This window comes from Bradyrhizobium sp. P5_C12 (genome assembly GCF_054049735.1).
Window position 1 is genome coordinate 36,072 of record NZ_JBFULU010000034.1, and the last position, 15,785, is coordinate 51,856.

Sequence of the window (15,785 nt, forward strand, 5' to 3'; positions counted from 1 at the left end):
GACTTAGCCCAAATCTAGAGGAATTAGACATGATCGACATCGGCTTCATCGGACTCGGCACCATGGGACGGCCGATGGCCGGCCATCTCCTGGCCGCGGGCCATCGCGTGCTCCTGCATGACGTCGCGCCGGTCGCGCCCGAGCTGATCACAGCCGGCGGCGTCGCCTGCAAGTCGAGCAAGGCGGTCGCGCAGGAAGCCGATGCCATCATCATCATGGTGCCGGATACGCCGCATGTCGAAGCGGTGCTGTTCGGCAAGGACGGCGTCGCGGCCGGGATCTCCAAGGGCAAGATCGTCATCGACATGAGCTCGATCTCGCCATTGGCGACCAAGGAATTCGCCAAGAAGATCGAGGCGCTGGGCGCCGACTATCTGGACGCGCCGGTGTCGGGCGGCGAGGTCGGCGCCAAGGCTGCGAGCCTCACCATCATGGTCGGCGGGCCCGAGCGCGCTTTCAACACCATGAAGCCGGTGTTCGACAGGATGGGCAAGAACGTCACCCGCGTCGGCGCCAATGGCGACGGCCAGACGACCAAGGTCGCCAACCAGATCATCGTCGCGCTGACGATCGAGGCGGTGAGCGAGGCGCTGCTGTTTGCGTCGAAAGCCGGCGCCGATCCTGCGCTGGTGCGGCAGGCCCTGATGGGCGGCTTCGCCTCGTCGCGGATTCTCGAAGTGCATGGCGAACGCATGGTGAAGCGCAATTTCGCTCCGGGCTTCCGCATCGAGCTGCACCAGAAGGATCTCAACCTCGCGCTCGAAGGCGCGCGCGCGCTCGGCCTGTCGCTGCCGAGCACGGCGGTGGCGCAGCAATTGTTCTCGTCCTGCACCGCGCATGGCGGCAAGGGCTGGGATCACTCGGCGATGGTGCGGGCGCTGGAACTGATGGCGGGTCACGAAATCGCCGCAGCGTAAAATGTTCCTCGGGAACATTCTTCGGGAACAGTCTTCAGTGCGATGGCGCCGTCTTTCGCCGCGCGAAAACCGGAACAATGGCCGGGCCCCGCGGTTGAAGGCGGACAACAACACTGGAGAGTGTGGACATGAAGACCCGTCTTGCAATTTCGTTGGCTGCCGTGTCGCTGCTGGCGTCGAGCGCAGCCTTTGCCCAGTCGACGACCGAACAGGGCGCCCGGGACGGCGCACGCGCGGGCGGCGACGTCGGCGGCCCGGTCGGCGCGATGGTTGGTGGCACCGTCGGTGCGGCCGTTGGTGCCGGCCTGGAAATTCCGAATGCCATTCTAGGCGGAATTCCGCGCGATGATTCGGTGGTGATTCACGAGCGCGTCGTGGTCGGCGAGCCGCTGCCCCCGACGGTGGTGCTGCGCCCGGTGCCGAACTACACCGAGTATCGCTATGCGGTCGTCAACGATCGCCGCGTGATCGTCGAGCCGCGCACGCGTCGCGTCGTCAAGATCATCGACTGATCGATCACAGCTTAGGCTGTGAAAAGTCGGGCCCTGTGGAGCGTCACTCCGCGGGGCCTTGGCTTGTGACGGCGGAGCTTGTGCGGAAGCGCGTCATGACCCAATCGGCGGCGGCCGCGAGCACGAAGCCGAAGCACGCCGTGAGCGCGTCGACCAGAAAATCCTCCAGCCGCGCATGGCGTCCGGGCGCCCAAAACTGCATCAGCTCGAGCAGGCCGATCAGGACCACCGCAACGGCTGTGGTCGCCAGGCGCCGCCGCGGATAGGCGAGGCCGAAGGCCAGTCCAACGAGGATGAAGGCGATCGCATGTTCGCCGTCCTGGCCGAGGTCGGAATGCGGCCTCAGGCCGGGCGGCCCGAGGGTCGCGAAAGTGACGGCGGCAGCGAGCAGCCAGGCAAAGGAACGAACCAAAATGGACATCCGGTCCGCATAGCACGGATTTGCAACAGGCTGTTGCGGGGCCGGGATCAGATCGCCGTGTAGTTAATGACCAAACGTTAAAGGGGTTCGCGCACGCCGAGCCCGTGCATGAAGCGCTCCCTGATCTGCACGGGATCGCGCCTTGTGGCGCCGATTCCGGGCTTGTCGTCGATGCGGACTGCGACCAGGCTCGGCTCGGACGCAGACATTGCTACGTCGACCAGGCGCTCGAAATCCTCCTCGTCCGCGGCCCAGGCGCTGTTGGCAAGGCCGGAGCCTGCGGCGATGGCGACGATGTCGGCTACGTTCGCGGCCGGTGTCGGCTGCGCGCCGGTGATCTGGTAGATGCCGTTGTCCATCACGATCATGACAAGGTTCTTCGGCGTCAAGGTCGCGATGGTCGAGAGCGCGCCGAGCTGCATCAACAGCGAGCCGTCGCCCTCGAGCGCGAAGACGCGGCGGTCGGGCTGGGCCAGCGCCACGCCGAGCGCAATCGGGAAGGCGAGGCCCATGCTGCCGAGCATGTAGAAGTTCTGCGGGCGGTGGCCGGCGGCCCAGAGGTCGAAATTGGTGTTGCCGATGCCGCCGATCACCGCCTCCTCGTGCTTGAGTTTTGCGATCAGGCGCGAGGTCACGTCGAACCGGTTCATCACCTTGGTGTTGCGCGTGTCCATATCTGAACTCATTGGGGCCGCCTCACTTGTCGAAAACCTTGCCGCCCGTGAGCAGCGGGTTGAGGATCAGCGCCACCGGAGCCTGTGTCGTGACGGCCTGCTTGATCGATCGGTCGGCGATGAATTCGAGCTCGTCGAGGCGGGTGATGGTGTGATGCTCCAGCGCCAGCGAATCCAGCACCGGGCGCATGGTGCGGCAGACCAGCGACTGGCCGTAATTGAATTCGCCGAGCGTGCCGCGCTCGGAGACGAACATGATCAGCGGGATCTGGTAGGGCACCGCGAGCGAGGCGAGCACGTTGGCGAGCGTGGCAAAGCCGGAGGTCTGCATCAGCACCGCGCCGCGCCGTCCGCCCATCCAGGCGCCCGAGACGATGCCGACCGCTTCCTCCTCGCGGGCCGTCGCAAAGGTCGTGAAGAAGGGATCGGCGTGCAGGTTCTTGATCAGGGGCGTCAGCACGCGGTCGGGAACGTAAGGCACGAGACTGATCTCGTTCCGCTTCAGGGTTTGCAGGACGATGCCGTGCCAGCTCCCGTCGCTGGACGCTTCTGTCGCCTGGGGCGAGGACTGCTGCTCCGCAATCGCCATTGCGTTCTCCCTTGGCGGCTTTCCTTGGGCCGCGCATGCTTCTTGGTCTTGAGCCTTTGATCTTGGCTTTTGATCTTGGGCCGTCGCGGCGGTCTGCCGAACTTGACGGAGCGAGCGGGATTGTCAACATGTCCCGGCCGGCACCGTGATCTGCGCCAGACGGCCTGCCGTGGCCGGCACCGCCATGTCATAAGCGGCGACAATGAAAAAGCGGGAGGGAGGCATGGGAGGGCGCGCGCCGCGCTGACCTTGCGGATCTCCCTCGAGCGAGCCGGAAGGGTCCTGATGTCCGTCAACAGCAAGCGCGTCTTCTACTCCAATTATTTGGCCAATCCGATCTATATCGACATCCTGAAGGCGCGGCCCGACGTCCGGCTCGATCGCATCGAGAACGAGAGCCCCGAAGATTTCTATGCGCCGATCATCAGCGCCGCCCATGTCTACCAGATCGGCGCGGCCCGCGACGAGCTCGCGCCGCACTTCCATGTCGATGCCGCCTTCCTGAAGCGTACGCCGAACCTGCTGCTCGTCTCCAGCAATGGCGCGGGCTTCGACCCCGTCGATGTCGAGGCCTGCACGGACGCGGGCGTGCTGGTCGTCAACCAGTCCGGCGGCAACGCCCATTCGGTCGCCGAGCATGCGCTGGCGATGATGCTGACGCTGTCCAAGCGCATCATCCAGTCCGACCGCCGCCTGCGCCGGGAGCGCGACGTCAACCGCAATGAGCTCGTCGGCAACGAGGTCGAGGGCAAGACCGTCGGCATCATCGGGCTTGGCAATGTCGGCCGCCGCATCGCCGCGCTCTGCAAGGGGCTGCTCGGCATGAAGGTGCTGGCCTACGATCCGTACCTCACGGTCGACGTGATGGCCGAGCGGGGCGGGGAGAAGGTCGAGCTCGACGAGCTCTTGCGCCGCGCCGATTTCGTCTCGATCTCCTGTCCGCTCGACAAGCGCAGCCGCGGCATGATCAGCGTGCGCGAATTTGCGCTGATGCAGCCGCACGCCTACTTCATCACCACGGCGCGCGGTTTCATCCACGACGAGGACGCACTGCTCCAGGCGCTGCGCGACAAGCGCATCGCCGGCGCCGGTCTCGACGTCTGGTCCAAGGAGCCGCCGCCGCCGGAGCATCCGCTGCTCCAGCTCGACAACGTGCTGGCGAGCCCGCACACCGCAGGCGTGACGATCGAGGCGCGCCGGAACATGGGCCGGATCGCGGCCGAGCAGGTTTTGGACACGCTCGACGGCAAGCGCCCGCCGCGCATCATCAATCCCGAGGTCTGGCCGCGCTATGCCGAGCGCTTCAAGCAGGCCTTTGGCGTGACGCCGGGGTAGGAGCGCGCGAAGTCTGATCGCGCTCCGATCGTTGGTTACAAGGATGAAAACAGAAAGCGGCGGATTTTACTGATGGCGTGAATGAACACGTATGACTTGTCCTGTAGATAAGGGTCCATGAGCATATTTTCGATTGCGACATCCGGACTTTCTGCAGCGAGTTTGCGCGTGAGCGTGGCCGCGAGCAATATCGCCAATATCAGCACGACCGGCCCGCTACCTGCATCAGGCGGATCGAGCACATCGGCCGGTGCGGGCAGTTCGGGCATTGCTCCGACGTTTCCGGCGGCCTACGTGCCGTTGCGGGTCGATCAGGTCTCCCAATCGAGCGGCTCGACGCCGGGCGGGACGGTCGCGACCGTGTCGACGGTTTCGCCGAGCTATACCGTGCAATCCGACCCGAGCGCTCCCTTCGCAAACCAGGACGGTCTGGTCGCCGCGCCCAATGTCGATCTCGTCAGCGAATTCGCTGAGCTTGCGACCGCAAAGTACAGCTTCATTGCCAATGCGAAGGTCATTGAAGCCTACTCTGAGACTGAAGACACACTCCTCGATATCAAGGCGTGATGGCCGATGCCGGCTCGTCCGCCTCTACCGGCGTGACGTCGGGGTAGCGCGTCTACCCCAGCTTTGCGCCGAGTTGCTGGAACACGGCCTCGCAGGTCATGAGGTCGAGATGGCCGCCTCCTGCGTTCTTGAAGAACGTGACATCGGACGGTGACGTTCGCCCCTGTACGCGACCGCCGGCGAGATCGTAGAGGTCGCCGAGGACATCCTTCTCGCTGATCGCACCGCTGGCGATCGGCTGCAGAATGTCGCCGACGCCATGGAAGGCGGATTCCCGCCTGTCGACGAAGACGCGCGACCGCTTTGCGGCGTCGTCATCCGCCTCGCGGGTTTGCGGCGTATAGCCGCCGACCAGGTCCAGATGCGTCCCCGGCCGCAAATTTCGTCCCTTGATCAGCGGTGCGTGCGACCGGGTGCAGGTGGTGATGATGTCAGCCTCGCGCGTCGCGGCGTCGAGGTCTGCGGTTGTTTCCGCCTTGACGCCGTCCGCCGCCAGCCGCCCGGCGAGCTCGGATGCCCGTTCCGGGCTTCGGTTCCAGATCAGTACCCGTTGCAGCGACGGCCGCACTGTTCGATGCCCCCGGACCAGCCACTCGGACATTTCGCCGGCACCGACGACAAGGAGCGTTTCGGGATTGGGGGCAGCGAGAAGTTTCGCGCCCAGCGCTGAGTCGGCGGCAGTGCGCCAGTGCGTGATCTCGGTTCCATCCATCGCCGCCAGCGGCCGTCCGTTGGTGCCGTCGAACAGCACGCATACGGCCTGCACCGCCGGCATCTTCCCTTCCGCGAGATTGGCGGGAAAGCTGGTGAACATCTTGCTCGCCATGTAGCGGCCGGGATCGACCGCGCTGCGGATGACGTATTGCCCCGTCTCGCTGCCGAGGAAGGCGTCAAGAACCTCCATCTTCGGCCGGCGATGCGCTTCTTCCAGGGCGGCAATGAGGATCGGGAATGTCAGGACCTTCGTAACGTCGGTGTCGGAGACAAAGTGCAAGGCAAAATCCTCGTTGGCGAAGGCCGGCGCCGGCCTCAATTTCTGGTTCTGGGGGCAAGCCTTGGGCCGCCTCCGAAACCCGCATTTCCGCTTAAACGCCCACAACGGGTTCCGCAACGAATCTTCCGCCGGGCTCATCGACTTTGATCCGCGTCAAAATCTCCTTTCCCCGTCCCGGCTAAATGGGACTAGAGTGCCGGCGGAGCAGCAGGGAGGTCCCCATGTCAACTTATGTCGTCAAGTTCATGAAGGACGTGCTCGGCCAGTACGGCCGGGAGATCGAGGTCTGCCAGGGCGCGATCGAGATCGACGCCGCCGACGAGGACGAAGCCAGGGAACGCGCGAAGGCCAAGTTCTGCAAGGACCAGGCGTTGCACCACTGGTCGCTGCATGCCGACCGTATCCAGATCAGACCGGCCGATTTTCCGTCCTGAGGCCTAGCGGCCGGGTGCCATCGCCGGCGGCGGCGCGGTTGTGCCTGCGCCGAGCGAGCGCTGCACCATGACGGTGTCGGACCAGCGGCCGTGGCGATAGGCGACACCGCACAGCAGGCCGGCGCGCGCGAAGCCGAACTTCTCGTGCAGCGCCAGTGAGGGCGCATTGTCGGCATCGATGTAGCCGATCATCTGGCGGAAGCCGGCCGCGGCACAAGTGTCGATCAATTCCTGGAGCAGCAGCCGTCCGATCCCGCGGCCGAGATGCTCCTGATGGACATAGATCGAGTGCTTGGCCGTGTAGCGATAGGCCGGGCGCTTGCGGAACAGCACCGCATAGGCATAGCCGACGACCTCGCCGCGAAAAGTCGCGACCAGATGCGGCAGGCGGGTCTGCTTCAGATTCTTGCGCCGGTCACGCAGATCGTCGGGCTCCGGCGCGCCGGTTCCCTCGACATCGCGTGGCACCCCATTGCGGACGTGATGGCGGTAGATCGCCAGCATCGCTTCGATATCGCTTTCGCGTGAGGGCCGGACCAGGACCGGCTCGTCATCCGCGCGGATTGCGGCTGTTTCGTTCATCGGCACCTACTCGGTAACGACGTAAGTGTAGAGGCCGATGCGGCCGGTCGCATCGATCTCCTTGTAGACGCCCTGGATTTCGACATCGAAGCCCGGAAACGTATTGAAGCAGGTCTCGAACATCTTGAGATAATCGACCATGGGCTTCGCCCGTTCCGTCAGCCGCTCGCCGGGAACAATGGTGGCGATGCCGGGCGGATAGACCACGAAGGGCGTGGTGGCGATGCGGCCCGCGATCGCCTCGATCGGCAAATAGTCGACGTCGTTCTTGAACAGATAGCGCGCGGCATCACGGGGCGACATCGCAATCTCAGGCATGTGCTCGGGCATGAATTGCCGGGCCTGCAGCGCGCTGACGTCGGCGGCGCGGAAGAAGCGGTGCATCTCGCCGCAGAGGTCGCGGAGCCGCACGCCGGCATAGCGCGCCTGCCGCCGCTGATAGAATTCCGGAATCGCGTCGGCCAGCAGCGCATTGTCGTCGTGCAATCTCTTGAACGCCACGAGGCCGGAGATCAGCGTGCCGGCCTTGCTCGCCTCGACGCCGGGCGTGAGCAGGAAGAGCAGCGAGTTGAGGTCGTTCTTCTCGGGCACGATGCGGTTTTCGCGCAGATATTGCGCGACCACAGGGGCGGGGATGCCGTGCTCGGCATAGGCGCCGGTGGTGCGGTCGAAGCCGGGTGTGAGCAGCGTCAGTTTGTTCGGATCGGTCATGGCAAAGCCTTCCGCGAGGCCGGGAAAGCCATGCCAGGTGCTGTCGGGCGAGAGCTGCCACAGGGCGGGATTGGTGGCGAGCTCGTCGGTGGAGAGCGTTTCCCAGGCGACGTTGTGCGCAGCGCCGGGGCGGCTGACGTCGGGAATCGCGACGCGATCGGGAACGAACGGCTCGAAGAACCAGCGGCGGTCCGGATTCTGTTCCTTCTCCTCGAACTCCCGGCGCATCGCCCGGATTTTCTTGCGCAGCTCGATGCCGAGGCGGATCGTGTCGTCCCACAGCACCTCGCCGGAGCGGCCCTTCATCATCTGCGCGCCGACGTCGAGCGAGGCGAACAGCGGATAGAATGGCGACGTGGATGCGTGCTGCATAAAACTCTCGTTGAAGCGGCGGTGCTCGACGCGCCGCTTCTGGCCGCGGATGTGACGGTCCTTGATGTGGATCTGGGAGGCCTGCGAGAAACTCGCGAGCTGCTTATGCGTCGACTGCGTCGCAATGATGCCCGGCGCTTCCGGGGGGAGGTTCGCGAGGCCCATGGCGAAGCGGCCGGCATAGAGCGGGTGGAATTTCATGAAGCCGGCCCAGGCCTCGTCGAACAGGATGTACTCGCAGAGATGGCCGATGCGCTTCAAAATCATCTCGGCGCTGTGGATCGAACCGTCATAGGTGCACTGCTCGACCACGGCGACGCGGAACGGCCGCTCCTTGCGCCAGGCCTCCTTGTCCTCGACCAGCGGATGATTGCGGATCGCCTCGCGCAAGGCTTTCTCGTCGAGCGCGTCCCAGCGCATCGGGCCGATCAGGCCCCAGGCGTTGCGGATGGTCGGCACATAGATCGGGATGCCGCCATTGATCATCAGCGCGCCGTGATGGGCGGCCTTGTGGTTGTTGCGGTCGAACAGCACGAGATCGCCGTCGGTGACGAGCGCGCCGAGCGCGACCTTGTTCGAGGTCGAGGTGCCGTTGAGCACGAAATAGGTCTTCTCCGCGCCGAAGATCGCCGCTGCTTCCTTCTGCGCCTTCAGCGCCGGGCCCTCATGAGTGAGGAGGTCGCCGAGGTCGAGCACGGAATTGTCGAGATCGTCGCGGAACACGGATTCGCCGAGATGCTCGACGAAGACGCGGCCGATCGGGCTGCGGTTGTAGAACACGCCGCCATTGTGACCGGGGCAGGTCCAGAGCTGGTTGCCTTCCTCGGCATAGTCGACCAGCGCGCCGAAGAACGGCGTCTTCAGTGTCTCGGCATATTGCTTCAGCCGGCTGATCAGGTTCTTGGCGATGAAGGTCGGCGTCTCCTCGGACAGGAAGACATAGCCGTCGATGAAATCGAGCACCTCGACCGGCAGATCCTCGAACCGCTTGCGCCGGATCAGCAGGATGATCGGGAAGTCGAGGCCGCGGCGCCGCATCAGATTGATCAGCGCCGAGGTCTTGCCCTCCAGGCCCTTCTTGCCCCAGTCCACCACCATGCAGCCGATAGCGGCGTCGGTCTGCACCGCCATCTCGGCGTCCTCAAGCTTGCGGGCCCGGACCACCTCGAAGCCGGAGCGCTGGATCTCCTCGATGATCTGGTTGAAGCGGACGCCCTCGAGGTCGTCGGCGTCGAACACAGGTGCGGCGAACAGGAAGTTGAAGCGCTTGAAATAGTCCATGTCGTGTCCCGAATCTACAGAGACTGGCAGGTCTCTGCACTTTCGATGACAGTTATATGACAGCCGCCCGATCCAGCGGGGATCGGGTAACGGGAGATCAGTCCAGCAACTTGTCCAGCGTGATCGGGAAGCGCCGGATGCGCTTGCCGGTGGCGTGATAGACCGCGTTCGCGATCGCCGCAGGCACGCCGACGATGCCGATTTCGCCAATGCCCTTGACGCCCAGCTTGTTGATCCGGTCGTCGGGTTCGTCGACGAAGATGACGTCGATGTCGTGAATGTCGGCATTCACGGGAATGTGGTACTCGGCGATGTTCGCGTTCATGATCCGGCCGAAGCGGTGATCCATCACCGTCTCCTCGTGCAGCGCCATTCCGATGCCCCAGACCACGCCGCCCATGATCTGGCTGCGGCCGGTCTTGGTATTGATGATCCGGCCGGCTGCGACGGCGCTCACGACACGCGCGACGCGGATGACGCCCAGTTCTTCGTCAACCTTGACCTCGGCGAAGACCGCCGAATGGGTGTTGCGCGCGTGCGACTTGTCCTCCGAGAAATGATTGAGCTTCTCTTTCTCGATCCGCTCGAGCTTGCCGTGACGCATCGCGTCGGCGATCGAGACGGCACGAGCCTTGTCGGCGGCCCTGGCGATCGTGCCATCGACAAGGATCACATCGGGCGCATCGACGCCGCCGAGGGGCGAGGCGGGCATCGCCTTGGCGAGCCGTGCGAGCTCCTGGCGAATGTCGTCGGCCGCGCCCAGCACGGCGTGCGCGGCCGACGCCGCCATCCAGGAACCGCCTTCGACAGGGGCCTGCGGCAAGGCCGAGTCGGCAAGCTTCACGTCGATATTCTCGATCGGCAGCCCGAGGGCGTCGGCGGCCACCTGTGCCACGATGGTGTAGGTGCCGGTGCCGATATCAGACGCGGCGCAGGACACCTCGGCATGGCCGTTCGACGTCAGCACGATACGCACCGCGACCGGCATCTGCAGCGCTTCCCACACGCCCGTCGCCATGCCCCAGCCGACCAGCTCCTTGCCGTCGCGCATGGAGCGCGGCGCAGGATTGCGCCGGCTCCAGCCGAAGGCCTCCGCGCCGCGTGCGTAGCATTCGCGCAGTTGCTTGCTGGTGTAGGGCAGGTCTTCACTCTGGTCGCGGTCCGAATAGCACTTCAGCCGCAGCTCGACGGGATCGAGCTTGAGCGCGACGGCCAGCTCGTCCATGGCGCATTCGAGCGCGCAGACGCCGGAAGCGGCCCCTGGCGCGCGCATGTCGCAGGGGGTGGAGACGTCGAGGCGGACGAGCTTGTGCGCGAGGCGCGTGTTCGGGCTTCGGTAGAGCTGGTCGGCCCAGCCGGCGTCGTTGCGCGAGAAATCCTCGTAGCGTGAGGTGATGGCGGTGGCCTCGTGCGTGACGGCGTCGAGCGTGCCGTCGGACTTCGCGCCGAGCCCGATGCGTTCGATGGTCGCCGGCCTGTACCCGAGTCCATACATCTGCTGCCGCGTCAGCACGACGCGAACGGACCGCTTCAGCGCGAGCGCACCAAGCGTTGCCAGCACCACCTGATATTGCGGCCGCAAGCCTGAACCGAAGGCGCCGCCGACATAGGGCGAGACCACGCGGATATCATCCGGCTTCTTGTCGAAGACGCCGCAGAGAAACTTTTGGACGTTCTGGACGCCCTGCGTCTTGTCGTAGACCGTGAGCCTGCCGTCCCCGTTCCAGACCGCCGTGGTCGCGAACAGCTCCATCGGGTTGTGATGCTCGGTCGGAATGAAATAGTCCGCTTCGTGCCGCACGGCAGCCCCGGCAAGCGCCGCTGGAGCATCACCGCGCGGCTTGTGCGGCTTCTCCACCTCGGCGGCCTTGCTGCGCTCGGCTTCGAGATCGGTCGCAAACGCCTGGTCCTCCTGGTATTCGACGCGCACCAGGGTCGCGGCGAATTTTGCGGTTTCCCAATTCTCGGCCACGACCAGTGCGATCGGCTGGCCGTTGAACTTGATCGTGTCGTCATACAGTGGACGGAAAGGCGAGCCTTGCTCGGGCGCCACCTCGTCCTTCCAGGCCTCGTCGTTGTCTGCGAGTGGCGGGCGGTTGGCATGCGTGAACACGTCGAGCACACCCTTCACCTTCAGCGCCTCGGCGGGGTCGAGGCGGGCAATGCGCCCGCTTGGAATGGTGGAAGCGACGACGAAACCATGGACGAGGCCGTCGGCCGGAAATTCGCCGGCATATTTGGCGGCGCCGGTGACCTTGGCCCGGCCGTCGACGCGGGACGTTGGTGTTCCGACATAGGCGTTCATCGGTCCCTCACGCGATCTTCTTGTGAGCCTGGGATTGCGGCGTGGCGCTCGCGGCCTGCGTCAGCGTCCGCACGATGGCGCGGCGCGCGAGCTCGATCTTGAAGCCGTTATGCGACCGGGCCGTTGCTCCCTGCAGCAGGAGATTGGCAGCGCGCGAGAAATGCTCCGGCGTCGCGGCCTGGCCGCGCAGCGCCGCTTCGGCTTCGCGGCTGCGCCAGGGCTTGTGAGCCACGCCGCCAAGCGCCACGCGTGCTTCGCTGATCGCGTTGCCCTCCATCTCGAGCGCAGCTGCAACCGAGACCAGGGCGAAGGCATAGGACAGCCGGTCGCGGATCTTCAGATAGCTGTAGTTCTCGGCAAAACCGCGTGGCGGCAGTTCGATCGCCGTGATGATTTCGCCGGGGCCGAGATTGGTATCGACGTGAGGCGTGTCGCCGGGAAGTCGATGGAAATCGGTCAGGGCGATGGTGCGCTCGCCGGAGCGGCCCGCGATGTGCACAAGCGCGCCGAGCGCGGCCAGCGCCACGCTCATGTCGGACGGGTTGGTCGCGATGCAGGCGGCGCTCGTGCCCAGGATCGCATGATTGCGGTTGAGGCCGTCGATCGCCGAGCAGCCGCTGCCGGGAGTTCGCTTGTTGCACGGCGTCGCGGTGTCATAGAAGTAGGCGCAACGCGTTCGCTGCATCAGATTGCCGCCGACCGAGGCCATGTTACGCAACTGCGCCGAGGCACCCGCCAGGATGGCGCTTGCGAGCAGGGGATAGCGCTGCTCGATCAACGGATGGTAGGCGAGGTCCGAATTCGGCACCAAGGCACCGATGCGCAGGCCGCCGTCGCCCGTCTCCTCGACCTTGCGCAGCGGCAGGCGGGAAATGTCGATCAGGCGGGAGGGGCGCTCGACATTCTCCTTCATCAGGTCGATCAGGTTGGTCCCGCCGGCAATTAGTTTAGCTCCGGGATCGGCGGCCAGCAGCCGGATCGCGTCGGCAACGTCGGTGGCGCGGGAGTACTGGAAGTTGTTCATGGCCGGCCCATTGCCTGCTGGATGGCGGCGACGATGTTCGGATAGGCGCCGCAGCGGCAGAGATTTCCACTCATCAGTTCCCGGATCTCGTCGGCGTCGCCGGCGCGGCCTTCGGCCAAGAGGCCGGCCGCCGAACATATCTGGCCCGATGTGCAATAGCCGCACTGGAAGGCGTCGTGATCGATGAAGGCCTGTTGCAGGGGATGCAGCGTGCCGTCGCTGGCGAGGCCTTCGACGGTCGTGATCTCGGCGCCGTCCTTCATGACGGCCAGCGTCAGGCAGGAATTGACGCGGCGGCCATCCACCAGCACGGTGCAGGCGCCGCATTGGCCGTGATCGCAGCCCTTCTTGGTGCCGGTCAGCCCGAGATGGTCACGCAAGGCATCCAGGAGCGTGGTCCAGGGCACCAGGTCGAGCGTGCGCCTGACGCCATTGACGACGAGATCGATCGGAATGCGTTCGGCGATCTGATGCGTGGCATCGGCCGAGTCTTGGGCCAAGTCTTGGGCCGTGTCTTGGGCCGTGTCTTGGGCCATGTCTTATTCCTTGCGACGGAGCCGGGCGGAGAGGTCAGGCGTGCTGACGCGAGGGCGTGTCGCCTCTGCTGGCCAATAGCGCCCAACTGACGACCGCTCGCTTGGTTCCCGACGGGCTCTACTGTCCCCGGACTGCGGTCAGCGCTTCGCCTCGCCGAACACCACGGTCGGCACGGCGCGGTTGACGATCTCGCGCAGCGCGAAGCTCGATTGCACCCGCGCCACGCGCGGCAGGCGCGACAGTTCGGTGCGGTGGATGCGCTCGAAGTCCTGGATGTCGCGGGCGAGCACGATCAGGATGTAGTCGTCGGTGCCCGACATCAGGAAGCAGCGCACCACGGAGGGGCACTTCACCACCTCCACCTCGAACGCCTTCAGCGCCTCGTCGCTCTGGCTCTCCAGCGCGATGCGCACCAGCACCGTCGTGGTGAGGCCGAACTGCCTGAGGTCGAGCGCGGCCTGGTAGGCCTGGATGTAGCCGTCGTCCTCCAGCGCCTTTTGCCGCCGCGCCAGCGCCGTGCTGGACAAGCCGACCTTGTTGGCAAGCTCGGTGTGGCTGGCCCGTGCATTGGTCGTGAGTTCCGCAAGGATGGCGAGATCTTTCCGGTCGAGGGCCAAGGTTTCGTTTCCAGCGTGAAAGGGCGTTTGCGCGCCCGAAACCGGCGCGGGGAGGCCGAACCTAGCGGATATTTGCACGAAACCAAACCTCACCCGTCGCTACCATGACGTTGTGAATCGGAACGTTGGAAGGAGCCCGGGATGCGCGTCGGTGTGCCCAAGGAAATCAAGGTGCAGGAATATCGCGTCGGGCTCACCCCGGGCGCCGTCCGCGAATATGTTGCGGCCGGGCACCAGGTGACGGTCGAGACCGGCGCCGGCAGCGGCATCGGCGCCTCCGATGAGGTCTATCGGCGCGCAGGGGCCGCGATCGCCGGGACCGCCCGCGACGTCTTCGCCAACTGCGAGATGATCGTGAAGGTGAAGGAGCCGCAGCGCAGCGAATGGGCTCAGCTTCGCGAAAGCCAGATCCTGTTCACCTATCTCCATCTCGCGCCGGATCCCGAACAGGCCAAGGGCTTGCTCGCCTCCGGTTGCACCGCGATCGCCTATGAAACCGTCACCGACGCGGACGGTCACCTCCCCCTGCTGGCGCCGATGAGCGAAGTCGCCGGCCGCCTCGCCATCGAGGCCGCCGGCGCCGCGCTCAAGCGGTCGGCCGGCGGCCGCGGCTTGCTTCTGGGCGGCGTGCCCGGCGTGCAGCCGGCGCGCGTGGTCGTGCTCGGCGGCGGCGTGGTGGGAACCCAGGCCGCGCGCATGGCGGCGGGCCTTGGCGCCGAAGTCACGGTGATCGACCGCTCGATTCCTCGTCTTCGCGAGCTGGATGATGTCTTTCTCGGGCGGGTGCGCACCCGCTTCTCGACCATCGAGGCGGTCGAGGAGGAGGTCTTTGCCGCCGACGTCGTGATCGGCGCGGTGCTGGTGCCCGGCGCGAGCGCGCCAAAGCTCGTCACGCGCGCGATGCTCAAATCGATGCAGCCCGGCGCGGTGCTGGTCGACGTCGCCATCGACCAGGGCGGCTGCTTCGAGACCTCGCATGCGACCACGCATACCGATCCGACCTACGAGGTCGACGGTATCGTGCATTATTGCGTCGCCAACATGCCGGGCGCGGTGCCGGTGACGTCCAGCCAGGCGCTAAACAACGCGACCCTGCCGTTCGGCCTGATGCTTGCGAACAAGGGCTTTGCCGCGGTGCTGGAAAATCCGCATCTGCGCAACGGGCTCAACGTCCACCGCGGTCGTATCACCAACAAGGCGGTGGCGGAGAGCCTCGGGTTGGAATTCGCTCCGGTGGAGAGCGGGCTGGCGGCGTAGGGGCGCAGCCTATACCGGCTTGCGGTGACGGCTGCCGAGCGCGGCCGCGATGGTCTCGGGCTTCTCGATGCGCCCGATCAGCATGTCGATGCGGTCGCCGCCCCAGAACAGCTCGCCATTGAACACCATGGTGGGAACGCCGAACACGCCCAGCGCCTCGGCTTCATCGATGATGCGATCGTGCTCGGCACGGGCAGGGCCGTGAACGTAGGATGCGAATTCGCTGGCCGATCCGCCGCATGCGGTGACGACGCCGGTGATCTCTCCGAGATCATCGATCTCCAGCTCGTGGCTCCAGAAGCGGCGAAACACCGTGTCGTGGTAGGGACGGAAAAAGCCGTGGCGTTGCGCGAACAGCATGCCGACGCTGGAATAGAACGCGTCGTAGATCCGTCGCGGGCCCTTCATGACGAGCCCTTGCGCATTGGCGTAGCGACGTGCGTCCATATAGGCGTAGCGCACCTTGCGCCAGAAATGCGGCGTGCGCTCCTCGACCGTCCCCATGAATTCAGCGACGCGCAGCGTATAGGGCAGCCACTCCAGCTCGACGCCATGCGTCTCCTCGAGCGCGAACAGCCGCTTGTTGGCGACGAACGCGTAGGGGCTCTTGTAGTCGGTGTAGATGCGTACGCGCGGCTTGGGCATCGGTCTCTCCC

Annotated in this window: 17 protein-coding genes; 6 read left to right on the forward strand and 11 right to left on the reverse strand. The window is 65.4% G+C overall.

All coding sequences use genetic code 11. The features are described from left to right. Positions 1-29 precede the first annotated feature (29 nt). On the forward strand, positions 30-917 hold the full coding sequence (locus tag ACXJMY_RS26300; protein WP_456622252.1) for a 2-hydroxy-3-oxopropionate reductase: 888 nt from the start codon (positions 30-32) through the stop codon (positions 915-917). Between the two features lie 128 nt (positions 918-1,045). After that, a complete protein-coding gene (locus tag ACXJMY_RS26305) occupies positions 1,046-1,429 on the forward strand; it encodes a DUF1236 domain-containing protein (RefSeq protein WP_456622297.1) in 384 nt (127 codons plus the stop codon). A 43-nt stretch (positions 1,430-1,472) separates the two neighbouring features. Here the strand turns inward: ACXJMY_RS26305 and ACXJMY_RS26310 are convergent, their stop codons facing one another. The 3 genes from ACXJMY_RS26310 to ACXJMY_RS26320 all read right to left on the reverse strand — a co-directional run bounded on the left by ACXJMY_RS26310 (position 1,473) and on the right by ACXJMY_RS26320 (position 3,113). Then, positions 1,473-1,850 carry a VanZ family protein gene (locus tag ACXJMY_RS26310; RefSeq protein ID WP_456622253.1) on the reverse strand — a complete coding sequence of 126 codons (378 nt, stop codon included), beginning with the start codon at positions 1,848-1,850 and terminating at the stop codon, positions 1,473-1,475. 77 nt (positions 1,851-1,927) lie between these two features. Next, complete coding sequence (locus ACXJMY_RS26315) at positions 1,928-2,536, reverse strand: thiamine pyrophosphate-dependent enzyme (protein WP_456622254.1); 609 nt, start codon at positions 2,534-2,536, stop codon at positions 1,928-1,930. Positions 2,537-2,546: 10 nt separating this feature from the next. Continuing rightward, positions 2,547-3,113 (reverse strand): thiamine pyrophosphate-binding protein, encoded by a 567-nt coding sequence (locus ACXJMY_RS26320; RefSeq protein ID WP_456622255.1) that lies wholly within the window; start codon positions 3,111-3,113, stop codon positions 2,547-2,549. Positions 3,114-3,398: 285 nt separating this feature from the next. Here ACXJMY_RS26320 and ACXJMY_RS26325 point away from each other — a divergent pair, with 285 nt between their 5' ends. Beyond that, positions 3,399-4,448: a hydroxyacid dehydrogenase gene (locus tag ACXJMY_RS26325; RefSeq protein WP_456622256.1), complete on the forward strand. Its 1,050-nt coding sequence runs from the start codon at positions 3,399-3,401 to the stop codon at positions 4,446-4,448. Between the two features lie 117 nt (positions 4,449-4,565). Further along, positions 4,566-5,015 (forward strand): flagellar basal body rod protein FlgC, encoded by a 450-nt coding sequence (locus ACXJMY_RS26330; RefSeq protein WP_456622257.1) that lies wholly within the window; start codon positions 4,566-4,568, stop codon positions 5,013-5,015. Positions 5,016-5,067: 52 nt separating this feature from the next. Here the strand turns inward: ACXJMY_RS26330 and ACXJMY_RS26335 are convergent, their stop codons facing one another. Then, positions 5,068-6,009 carry an ornithine cyclodeaminase family protein gene (locus ACXJMY_RS26335; RefSeq protein WP_456622258.1) on the reverse strand — a complete coding sequence of 314 codons (942 nt, stop codon included), beginning with the start codon at positions 6,007-6,009 and terminating at the stop codon, positions 5,068-5,070. A 221-nt stretch (positions 6,010-6,230) separates the two neighbouring features. Here ACXJMY_RS26335 and ACXJMY_RS26340 point away from each other — a divergent pair, with 221 nt between their 5' ends. Continuing rightward, entirely contained in the window at positions 6,231-6,443 is a 213-nt protein-coding gene (locus ACXJMY_RS26340; RefSeq protein ID WP_456622259.1) for a hypothetical protein, read from the forward strand. A gap of 3 nt (positions 6,444-6,446) precedes the next feature. Here ACXJMY_RS26340 and ACXJMY_RS26345 read toward each other — a convergent pair whose 3' ends face one another. From ACXJMY_RS26345 to ACXJMY_RS26370, 6 genes are all read right to left on the reverse strand, one after another. After that, complete coding sequence (locus tag ACXJMY_RS26345) at positions 6,447-7,025, reverse strand: N-acetyltransferase family protein (RefSeq protein WP_456622260.1); 579 nt, start codon at positions 7,023-7,025, stop codon at positions 6,447-6,449. Positions 7,026-7,031: 6 nt separating this feature from the next. Next, positions 7,032-9,389, reverse strand: a complete 2,358-nt coding sequence (locus ACXJMY_RS26350; RefSeq protein WP_456622261.1) for an Orn/Lys/Arg family decarboxylase — start codon at positions 9,387-9,389, stop codon at positions 7,032-7,034. A gap of 97 nt (positions 9,390-9,486) precedes the next feature. After that, positions 9,487-11,694, reverse strand: a complete 2,208-nt coding sequence (locus ACXJMY_RS26355) for a xanthine dehydrogenase family protein molybdopterin-binding subunit (protein WP_456622262.1) — start codon at positions 11,692-11,694, stop codon at positions 9,487-9,489. Between the two features lie 7 nt (positions 11,695-11,701). Next, positions 11,702-12,718, reverse strand: coding sequence for an FAD binding domain-containing protein (locus ACXJMY_RS26360; protein WP_456622263.1), 1,017 nt, complete (start codon positions 12,716-12,718; stop codon positions 11,702-11,704). Continuing rightward, positions 12,715-13,254 (reverse strand): (2Fe-2S)-binding protein, encoded by a 540-nt coding sequence (locus tag ACXJMY_RS26365; RefSeq protein WP_456622264.1) that lies wholly within the window; start codon positions 13,252-13,254, stop codon positions 12,715-12,717. Before ACXJMY_RS26365 ends, ACXJMY_RS26360 begins: the two co-directional genes overlap by 4 nt. Positions 13,255-13,392: 138 nt before the next feature. Then, complete coding sequence (locus tag ACXJMY_RS26370) at positions 13,393-13,872, reverse strand: Lrp/AsnC family transcriptional regulator (protein WP_456622265.1); 480 nt, start codon at positions 13,870-13,872, stop codon at positions 13,393-13,395. Positions 13,873-14,013: 141 nt separating this feature from the next. On the opposite strand from ACXJMY_RS26370, the gene ald reads away from it, so the two are divergent. Next, positions 14,014-15,129, forward strand: coding sequence for an alanine dehydrogenase (gene ald / locus ACXJMY_RS26375; protein WP_456622266.1), 1,116 nt, complete (start codon positions 14,014-14,016; stop codon positions 15,127-15,129). Positions 15,130-15,138: 9 nt separating this feature from the next. Here the strand turns inward: ald and ACXJMY_RS26380 are convergent, their stop codons facing one another. Further along, entirely contained in the window at positions 15,139-15,774 is a 636-nt protein-coding gene (locus ACXJMY_RS26380; protein ID WP_456622267.1) for a DsbA family protein, read from the reverse strand. Between the last annotated feature and the right edge of the window lie 11 nt (positions 15,775-15,785).

Bases quoted from the DNA above. Each gene is read 5' to 3' on its own strand.
- ACXJMY_RS26300 (WP_456622252.1), top strand. From the start codon at position 30: ATGATCGACATCGGCTTCATCGGACTCGGCACCATGGGACGGCCGATG.
- ACXJMY_RS26305 (WP_456622297.1), top strand. From the start codon at position 1,046: ATGAAGACCCGTCTTGCAATTTCGTTGGCTGCCGTGTCGCTGCTGGCG.
- ACXJMY_RS26310 (WP_456622253.1), bottom strand. From the start codon at position 1,850: ATGTCCATTTTGGTTCGTTCCTTTGCCTGGCTGCTCGCTGCCGCCGTC.
- ACXJMY_RS26315 (WP_456622254.1), bottom strand. From the start codon at position 2,536: ATGAGTTCAGATATGGACACGCGCAACACCAAGGTGATGAACCGGTTC.
- ACXJMY_RS26320 (WP_456622255.1), bottom strand. From the start codon at position 3,113: ATGGCGATTGCGGAGCAGCAGTCCTCGCCCCAGGCGACAGAAGCGTCC.
- ACXJMY_RS26325 (WP_456622256.1), top strand. From the start codon at position 3,399: ATGTCCGTCAACAGCAAGCGCGTCTTCTACTCCAATTATTTGGCCAAT.
- ACXJMY_RS26330 (WP_456622257.1), top strand. From the start codon at position 4,566: ATGAGCATATTTTCGATTGCGACATCCGGACTTTCTGCAGCGAGTTTG.
- ACXJMY_RS26340 (WP_456622259.1), top strand. From the start codon at position 6,231: ATGTCAACTTATGTCGTCAAGTTCATGAAGGACGTGCTCGGCCAGTAC.
- ACXJMY_RS26345 (WP_456622260.1), bottom strand. From the start codon at position 7,025: ATGAACGAAACAGCCGCAATCCGCGCGGATGACGAGCCGGTCCTGGTC.
- ACXJMY_RS26350 (WP_456622261.1), bottom strand. From the start codon at position 9,389: ATGGACTATTTCAAGCGCTTCAACTTCCTGTTCGCCGCACCTGTGTTC.
- ACXJMY_RS26355 (WP_456622262.1), bottom strand. From the start codon at position 11,694: ATGAACGCCTATGTCGGAACACCAACGTCCCGCGTCGACGGCCGGGCC.
- ACXJMY_RS26360 (WP_456622263.1), bottom strand. From the start codon at position 12,718: ATGAACAACTTCCAGTACTCCCGCGCCACCGACGTTGCCGACGCGATC.
- ACXJMY_RS26365 (WP_456622264.1), bottom strand. From the start codon at position 13,254: ATGGCCCAAGACACGGCCCAAGACACGGCCCAAGACTTGGCCCAAGAC.
- ald (WP_456622266.1), top strand. From the start codon at position 14,014: ATGCGCGTCGGTGTGCCCAAGGAAATCAAGGTGCAGGAATATCGCGTC.
- ACXJMY_RS26380 (WP_456622267.1), bottom strand. From the start codon at position 15,774: ATGCCCAAGCCGCGCGTACGCATCTACACCGACTACAAGAGCCCCTAC.